Genomic DNA, 8,552 nt, shown 5'->3' on the forward strand with positions numbered 1-8,552 from the left:
AAAGAGCACATTCAAATTAGTATGACTCAGGAGAATCACTGTTACGAAAATGCTCACGCGGAGCGTATCAATGGGATTCTCAAGCAAGAGTTTAATTTAGGAGTTACTTTTAATACTGAACAACAAGCTCTTAGTGCGGTATGTTCGGCTATAAAGACATATAATCAAAAACGTCCTCACTATGCATTGAACTTAAAAACTCCTGATCAGGTGTACTTTCAAAAGGTAGCTTAATGAAAAAAATTGACTAATAAAACAATAATTAATTATGACAACCTTTTTTAGGACGTGACACGGAGTTAAAACAAGCCTAAGAAGGAGGATAGAGGGAGATATTTTGAAGTAAAAAAGGTGCGTTTGATTTGAGGAATGATAGAAGTATTGTAAAAAATATTATCTTTGCCCCGAAATTTGTAATTGATAACTAATGAAAAAACTGATTTTATTAGCTTTTACGCTACTGGCATTGCAATCTTGTAGTGTAACAAATACCTTTACATTTCATAAAGATGCTACCATTTCCACCGATATGGCGGTAGATATGAGTGAAATGCTCGCTATGCAAGCGAAGGCAAAACAAGGAGAAAACAGTTTGAAAAACGTGAATATGCCCGAATTTCCGAAAGAATGGCAATCGGTTTACGACTTTCAAAAAACAGTAGAAAAGGATAGCATTCCTGCTGATAGAGCTGAATTGCTGAAACGCGCAGCTATTAAAGGACTTTTTAAAGACAATAAGGAAGTAGGTTTTCAGATTAGGTTCGACCATTTTGCGCCTGAAGAATACGCTTCTATCACCGCCGCTATTGATAGAGGGACACGCAATAACAACCCTCTGAGTATTTCGGCTTTTAAATGGGACGGCAAGGAGTTGCACATCAATATCGCTGCTTTGGAACAAAATACAGATGATGAAGAGCAAGCAGAGCGCGTAGCACAGATGAAGAAGATGTTTAATATTGATATCAATAATACGCTTGTATTCGAGGACAAAATAAAGAAGATAAAAGGCAAACACCCTTATATTGAGAAAATAGATGCTCATACCGTGAAAATTGATTTAAAAGCCACTGATGGCAAAAAGAAAAAGAGACGCGATAAAGAGATTGTAATCGTTATCAAATAGTTCTTATCTCTTACCATTTAACTATTATTTAAAATGTTATATTATTTATTAGAATATCTTGAAAAATATTACGACTTTCCAGGGTCGGGGCTTTATAAATACTTATCGTTTCGCGCAGGCTTGGCTTTAATGCTTTCCTTGCTTATTTCTACCATCTATGGGAAGCGTATTATTCGCCTCCTACAACGCAAACAGATAGGCGAAACGGTGCGAGACTTGGGGCTTACGGGGCAGAATGAGAAAGCAGGCACTCCTACTATGGGGGGGATTATCATTATTCTTGCTACGCTTATACCTGTACTGCTGTTGGCTAAGTTAGATAACGTATATACCCTATTGCTACTCATCACTACTGTGTGGATGGGAGCTATTGGCTTTATCGACGATTATATCAAGACTTTCCGCAAGAATAAAGACGGACTGAAAGGACGTTTCAAAATATTAGGACAAATAGGCTTAGGAATTATCGTAGGGGCGACGCTCTATTTCAATGATAATGTAACTATTAAGAGTGAGAAAACAGGTATTGGGCGAACACGTACTGAAGTAGTAGCAGAAACAGTCACAGAGAATTTTGTTCCAGAAGTGAAATCGACGAAAACTACTATTCCGTTTGTGAAGAATAACGAGTTTGACTATGCTGACCTCATTGCGTGGGCAGGAGATAATTATCATCATTATGTGTGGCTAGTATTTATTCCTATTGTGATTCTTATTGTTACAGCGGTTTCTAACGGTGCGAACCTTACTGATGGTATAGATGGATTGGCAGCGGGAAGCTCGGCTATTATAGTCCTGACATTAGGGTTATTTGCGTGGATTTCGGGTAACATTATCTTCTCGGAATATTTAAACATTATGTATATCCCAAGAGTAGGGGAGATGACGGTATTCATAGCCGCTTTTGCAGGAGCTTTGGTGGGCTTTTTGTGGTATAATACCTATCCTGCCCAAGTGTTTATGGGCGATACAGGAAGTTTGACCATAGGCGGGATTATAGCTGTGATAGCCATAGCAGTACGCAAAGAACTCTTGTTGCCTATGCTCTGTGGTATCTTCCTCATTGAAAACTTATCGGTGATATTGCAAGTGTTTTACTTTAAATATACGAAGAAAAAGTATGGTGAAGGTAGACGTATCTTCTTGATGTCGCCTTTACACCACCATTACCAAAAGAAGGGGTATCACGAGAGTAAAATAGTGATGCGCTTTCTTATTGTAGGGATTTTCTTAGCGGTGATTAGCATTGTAACGCTGAAATTGAGATAAGAGCTCAATTAAAAGCTTGGATGTATTAGAGAATAAAAAAATGAAAAGCGCCTAAATAATCTGATTATTTAGGCGCTTGACTTTTATATTGAAGTTATTGCGTCTTTGAGTTGAGCTAAGGCTTGCCTTACCACACTACGCGGACAAGCTAAATTGATGCGCATATAGCCATTGCCTTCTTCACCATAAATACTACCGTCATTTAAGGCTAAGTGCGCCCTATTGGTACATAAAGCGACTATATCTTTTTGGTTGAGCTGTAACGCACTGAAATCAATAAACACTAAATAAGAGGCTTGAGGTATGATGACTTTTAGTTGAGGTATGTTTTCCTTGATATAACTTACCACTTCATCAATATTACCTTGAACGTAAGTGAGCATTTGTTGTAACCATTCTTCGCCTTTGTTATAGGCTGCTACAACGGTATTAAAAGCAAAGACATTGCCGGCAGCCAATTCGTTCCCTTCTACATAGCTTTCGAAGCGACGACGCAGGGTAGGATTAGCAATTACCGCATAAGAGGTAGCTAAGCCTGCCATATTAAAAGCCTTGCTGGGAGATGCAAATACAACGGAGTTCTGTTTAGCTTCTTCGCTTACTGAGGCAAACGGAATGTGCTCGTAGGGAAGTAAGGTAAGGTCGGCGTGGATTTCGTCAGCTACTATTATTACGTTGTTCTGAGCACAGATAGTTGCTACTTTTTTGAGTTCTTCGCGCGTCCATACACGTCCGCCAGGGTTATGAGGGTGACAGAAGAGGAAGAGCTTACAGCCTTTTATCTTTTTTTCGAAGAGTTTAAAATTGATATGATATTGCCCATCTTTCAGTTCTAATGGACAGTTTACTAATTCGCGATGGTTATTGCGGATTACCTGAGCAAAAGGATTATATACAGGTTGCTGAATCATCACCTTTTCACCACGCTGAGTAAATGCCTGTACTGCCATTGCCAAAGCTGGTACTACCCCAGGTACAAATGAAATCATTTCTTTGGTAATCGTCCACTTATGACGGCGTTTTTGCCAACTGATAATGGCTTCATACCAACTTTCGGGTTTCACTGTGTAGCCAAACACTTCACATTCCATACGTTTTTTCATTACTTCCACTATGAATGGAGGTGTTTTAAAATCCATATCGGCTACCCACATAGGAAGCAAATCGGTGCGTCCCCAGCGGGGGGCTAATGCCTCTAACTTGAGAGCATCGGTGTGTTTTCTGCAAACTACTTCGTCAAAATTATAATTCACTTTTTAATGATTAATGTTTAATGGTTAATGATTAATGATTAATATGTTACGTGTTATCCCATATCTATTAGGAGACTCTTACTATTTGGGCACCGAGGGCTTTGAGTCGTCCGTCGATGTTTTCGTAACCACGGTCTATTTGTTCTATATTGTAAATGGTAGAGGTGCCTTTGGCTGAAAGAGCTGCAATAAGCAAGGCTATACCGGCACGAATATCAGGTGAGGTCATTAAGGTTGCGCGCAAGGGTGAACGGAAATCATTACCGATAACGGTAGCGCGGTGAGGGTCGCATAGTATAATTTTAGCGCCCATATCTATCAGTTTATCGATAAAGAATAGCCTACTCTCAAACATCTTTTGGTGAATAAGCACTTCCCCACGTGCTTGAGTAGCGACTACCAGCACGATACTGAGTAGGTCGGGGGTAAAACCAGGCCAAGGGGCATCGGCTACGGTTAGGATAGAGCCGTCGATATAATTTTGGATTTCATAGCCGTTAGTATGAGCGGGGATATGAATATCGTCGTTTTTCTTTTCGAAGGTAATACCTAATTTCTGGAAGATAGTAGGCATAATACCCAAATGCTCCCAGCCTACATTCTTAATGGTAATTTCACTGCGGGTCATAGCAGCCAAGCCTATCCAACTACCTATTTCAATCATATCGGGGAGGATAGTGTGTGTACAACCCTCTAAACGTTCTACCCCATTGATAGTAATGAGGTTGGAACCGATACCTTGTATATCGGCTCCCATAGCGTTGAGCATACGGCAGAGTTGTTGTACATAGGGCTCGCAAGCTGCGTTATAAATAGTTGTAGTACCTTCGGCTAATACGGCAGCCATAATAATATTGGAAGTACCCGTAACTGAGGCTTCTTCTAAAAGCATATAGCTTCCTTTTAGTTTCTTGGCTACTACGCTATAAGTAAAGTTATTCTCATCATATTCGAAGTGGGCGCCTAATTTGATGAACCCTTCGAAGTGGGTGTCGAGGCGACGGCGACCTATTTTATCACCTCCCGGTTTAGGAATATAGCCTACTCCAAAACGCGTGAGCAGAGGACCTACTATCATAATAGAACCTCGCAGGGCTTGCCCTTCGGTATGAAAAGCCTCGGACTTTAAATAGTCTATATTGATATCGTCGGCTTGAAAGCTATAAGTACCTTTCCCGAGCTTTTGGATTTTGACGCCTAAATTCTCGAGCAAAGAAATCAGTTTATTCACATCTTGAATATCGGGAATGTTGTGAATGGTAACTTTTTGGTCGGTGAGTAGAACTGCACAAAGTACTTGTAGTGCTTCGTTTTTAGCTCCTTGTGGTGTAATACTTCCTTTGAGGGTATGTCCACCTTCTATTTTAAAAACGCCCATTGTTATTTTTTTTATTGGTTGAGAATATTCTTTTAGCTTGCTGAGGTTGCGGTTGAGGAGTGCGTTTAGTTAGATTTTGCTTCGTGCGGATAAGGTCACGACTATTAGTAAGGTCTTCGTTAGCCTTTCTCAAATCAATTTGCCCGTTGCTCAGTTCGTATAGATGTTCAAAAACTACACTATCGTCTACGCTTTCTTTATTCCAAGTGAGGAAGCATTTCTTCATATGGTTAGCGATAGAATACTCTAAAGCTTCACGTAGGTCGCCTTTTTCCCAATTTACGCAAGTGTTTATCATACGAATAATTACGTTGCCGTAGAAGCGGTAGCGGGGATGTGCTTGAGGGTATCTAAGTCTTTCGGGGTGTTTATGAAGTGTGGAAGGCGTGGGTTTTTCATAAGGAGAATCGACGTCTAACTGAAAATCGGACATTATAAAGAGCTGGTCCCAAAGTTTATGTTGAAAATCAGGGACGTCGCGCAAGTGAGGGAATAAGTTTCCCATTACGGCGACGATACTTCGAGCCGTTTTATTACGTGTATCGCGGTCTTTAAGGAGTACCGCTTTTTCTATCATTTTTTGAATGTGTCGCCCGTATTCGGGGATGATTAAGTGAGGGCGTTCGGTGTTATATTCTAAGGTCGTCATAATGATAATATTCCTTTTACTTTACCTGCTTCTTTGTAATAGGCAATTACCTCATCGGGGTTTTTAACGGTAAGGCTTACCGAAACACCTGTGTACTTATCGTTAGACGATGGGCGTGTGGTGATTTCGGCATCGGTATTTTTGAATACCTCTTTGAGCTGATTGAGTTTTGCTTCATCAGTAGGTATTACAAATTTATAGAGATAACGAGTGGGGAAGAGCGAAGTCTCGATGAGTTCATTCTTTAAGCGCTCGTAAAATTCGGCTAATTCTTGTTCTGTTTTCATTGAGTTGATTACTAATATTCGTATTCTGTGGTTTCTTCTAACTTACCGTTGGAGTCGTATTTTTTAATTTCTCTTATATTACCCTGTGCATTGTATTGGTATTCCCTGCGATATTCCGTAATAAAATCGGCTTTGCCTTCTTCTTTTGATATGTGTCTCATTAAGGTAAGACAATTTTTAGAGATAAACTCTTCGGGGTAGAGCAAGTCGCCTAAATGACCATAAGCTTGATTGGGTTTATCGTTGTATTGATACTCCCAAATATCGGCAGTTCGAGTGAATTTTTGTTCACTTTTCAACTTATTCCAACGGCTGTCGAAAGTAATTGTTTCAGTATGTCCGCCTACAATAGCAGCTGAAACAGTAGTGCTAGTATAAGTGTAGTTTGTTTCAATAATACTTGGCTTAGAATCTGTGTATTGTAGCGAAGAGTAAATATACTTTATGAGTTTACCTTCAGGGTCGTAAGAATAGTTATGAGTATTCGTTCTAACGCCCCCCTCTACAATTTTAATCTTTTCTACCAATCTTTTATTTTCAAAGCGGTAAGTTTCTTTCTCATCAAGTATAGTGCGCCCTTTACGTGAGGTGGTGATTTCGGTAGGGTAACCATTAGCATCGTACTTGTAATCAATGATGTAAGTAGTAACATTTCCGTTTTCTAAATCAGTTACTTTCTGAATAGATTTAGTAACCTTACCATTGACAATAGTAGACTCAGCAACCAATTGCTTTTTTCTTAAATGCTGGGTAGTAGTTACAATGCGAGGATATACCCCCACAGTGGGTTCGGGAGCTGGCTTAGGCTCTAAAGTAACAGGAGGCTTCTTGTCGTCAGGAGCCTCGTTGTCATTTTTACTACACGCAGTCAAGCAAGCAGTAACTAATAGGGAAAGAATTATTCTTTTCATTTTTTTGAAATTAAAAACTTGGTGCAAATATACAAAATAAATTTTAATTAACAATTATTTAATGCCAATAATACTAATAATGTCAGAAATACCGATAATTAACTTTGCCAGTGGAAAATTAGAGAATTAGAAAATGAGGGAATGAGGAAATGAGAAAATGAGAAAATATTATCAGTTTATTCAACTTTGCCAAAGGTGCGAGCCGCACAGGCAGTGTGAGCCACACAGGCTGTTGAATTAGCAAATTTGGAGAGTTGAGAGATTCGGAAGAAAACGGAGATTTTCAGAAGAAGGTTAAGGGCATTTTTGGTGAAAAAAGGGTGTAAGGAGGGTGGGGTTAGCTTATAGAGAGCTTATAGGAAGCTTATACGAATCTTGGACGATTGGTATAGAAAGGGTATATAAATAGTTGATTCATAATATCATACAACAGTGCTAAAAATGTTAAAAACGGGGTTTCGAGGCGAAAGAAAAGAGAAGAGGCACTAGGCCTTAGGCCATAGGCACTAGGGGATAACCTCCCCCTAGCCCCCTCCAAAGGGCAGGGCTGTTACATAGAGTTACAAATGTTTGATTTATAATATATTAAATTCATAAGTTCTTTGAAATTAATGATACTCCATTCCATAGCTGACTTGATAGAGTCTTTTCCATTAAGACGAAATAGGTTAATTGATATATTTCTCATTATTGAAAGATTCTCAGGAGCATTACCTGATTTAGTCTTACTCTTGTCCTCTTTCATTTGTACATCTTTCACCCAGTGCAAACGATTTTCTATACCCCAATGAGAACGTATGTGATTAGCAAAGAAATCAGCCTTATTCTTAGCTACACTGCTAATATGGTAAACTATCTCTATTGTCTGACCTTTCTTTGTTTTGACATAACGTGTTGTTTCTATAATTCGCTTTATACCAAACCATTCAGGAGAAATACCCTCTAAATTTTTATAAACTTTGGTAATACGCAATTCATCACGACCTCTTAGCAAAGAACACTCTTGGTAAGTGTGCATTAAATACTTTTTTGTAGCAACATTTGCTTTTATTTGCTCAAAAAGCTTTTTTTGATTACCTTTTACTTGTACTATGTAGTCATTTTTTGACTTTATAATAGTTTCAAGAGTTTTTTTGACAATGTAAGGCATCTAAAGTGATTATTTCACCTTGAATGTCTAAGGCTTGTAAGAGTCTTTGAACGGTATAAATTTCAGATTCTTTTTTGTTCTCTAATTTATCACAAGCTAATACAATGCCTCTTTGTGAAGCAAAAACACTTATCAATGAAACAAAATTCTGATAGTTATTTTGAGTGTCTTTAATAGTTCCTGCAATAGCCTTTCCATCAACAGCAAGTGTTTCACCTTGACACATTGGTAAAAATTGGGCAGTCCACTGATTGAATTTTTGGGCAAAATCATCAAAATCAATTTCCATAAATATCCTTCTAATAGAGCCATATGTAGGTACTTTACAGAAAGTTAGATACTTTTTAAACTCCCATTGGTTTTCTTTGAGGAAACGGCCTATTTCTCGATAACCAGTATAACCTGACATTATTGCTGTTAGGCACATAATCAGGAAGTTAGGCATTTTATGGCGGATACCGCGTCTTTTTCTAGTATCCTCTATACTAGATAACATTTCTATCAGTGTCATAGACTTTTACATTTTATT

Annotated in this window: 8 protein-coding genes and 1 pseudogene; 3 read left to right on the plus strand and 6 right to left on the minus strand. The window is 38.6% G+C overall.

The window, feature by feature from the left end; all coding sequences use genetic code 11:
- The 3 genes from ACSQ7D_RS12805 to mraY all read left to right on the plus strand — a co-directional run.
- The coding region (locus ACSQ7D_RS12805; RefSeq protein WP_437136469.1) for an integrase core domain-containing protein at positions 1-234 on the plus strand (234 nt) is incomplete at its 5' end.
- 193 nt (positions 235-427) lie between these two features.
- On the plus strand, positions 428-1,126 hold the full coding sequence (locus tag ACSQ7D_RS12810; protein ID WP_437136470.1) for a hypothetical protein: 699 nt from the start codon (positions 428-430) through the stop codon (positions 1,124-1,126).
- Positions 1,127-1,159: 33 nt separating this feature from the next.
- Entirely contained in the window at positions 1,160-2,395 is a 1,236-nt protein-coding gene (gene mraY / locus ACSQ7D_RS12815) for a phospho-N-acetylmuramoyl-pentapeptide-transferase (RefSeq protein WP_437136471.1), read from the plus strand.
- Positions 2,396-2,478: 83 nt separating this feature from the next.
- Here mraY and ACSQ7D_RS12820 read toward each other — a convergent pair whose 3' ends face one another.
- The 6 genes and pseudogenes from ACSQ7D_RS12820 to ACSQ7D_RS12845 all read right to left on the minus strand — a co-directional run bounded on the left by ACSQ7D_RS12820 (position 2,479) and on the right by ACSQ7D_RS12845 (position 8,534).
- Positions 2,479-3,648 carry a MalY/PatB family protein gene (locus tag ACSQ7D_RS12820; RefSeq protein WP_016479253.1) on the minus strand — a complete coding sequence of 390 codons (1,170 nt, stop codon included), beginning with the start codon at positions 3,646-3,648 and terminating at the stop codon, positions 2,479-2,481.
- Between the two features lie 67 nt (positions 3,649-3,715).
- Positions 3,716-5,026, minus strand: a complete 1,311-nt coding sequence (gene murA, locus ACSQ7D_RS12825) for a UDP-N-acetylglucosamine 1-carboxyvinyltransferase (protein WP_009418046.1) — start codon at positions 5,024-5,026, stop codon at positions 3,716-3,718.
- Entirely contained in the window at positions 5,013-5,675 is a 663-nt protein-coding gene (locus tag ACSQ7D_RS12830) for a DUF4290 domain-containing protein (RefSeq protein WP_002672843.1), read from the minus strand. The genes murA and ACSQ7D_RS12830 overlap by 14 nt, the downstream gene beginning before the upstream one ends.
- Positions 5,672-5,962, minus strand: coding sequence for a DUF493 family protein (locus tag ACSQ7D_RS12835; protein ID WP_009410743.1), 291 nt, complete (start codon positions 5,960-5,962; stop codon positions 5,672-5,674). The genes ACSQ7D_RS12830 and ACSQ7D_RS12835 overlap by 4 nt, the downstream gene beginning before the upstream one ends.
- 11 nt (positions 5,963-5,973) lie before the next feature.
- The gene (locus ACSQ7D_RS12840) at positions 5,974-6,873 is read right to left on the minus strand and encodes a hypothetical protein (RefSeq protein WP_437136472.1); all 900 of its coding nucleotides are present in this window, start codon (positions 6,871-6,873) and stop codon (positions 5,974-5,976) included.
- A 550-nt stretch (positions 6,874-7,423) separates the two neighbouring features.
- Positions 7,424-8,534, minus strand: a pseudogene (locus ACSQ7D_RS12845) (ISAs1 family transposase).
- Between the last annotated feature and the right edge of the window lie 18 nt (positions 8,535-8,552).

The organism is Capnocytophaga sp. G1920 (assembly GCF_051417515.1).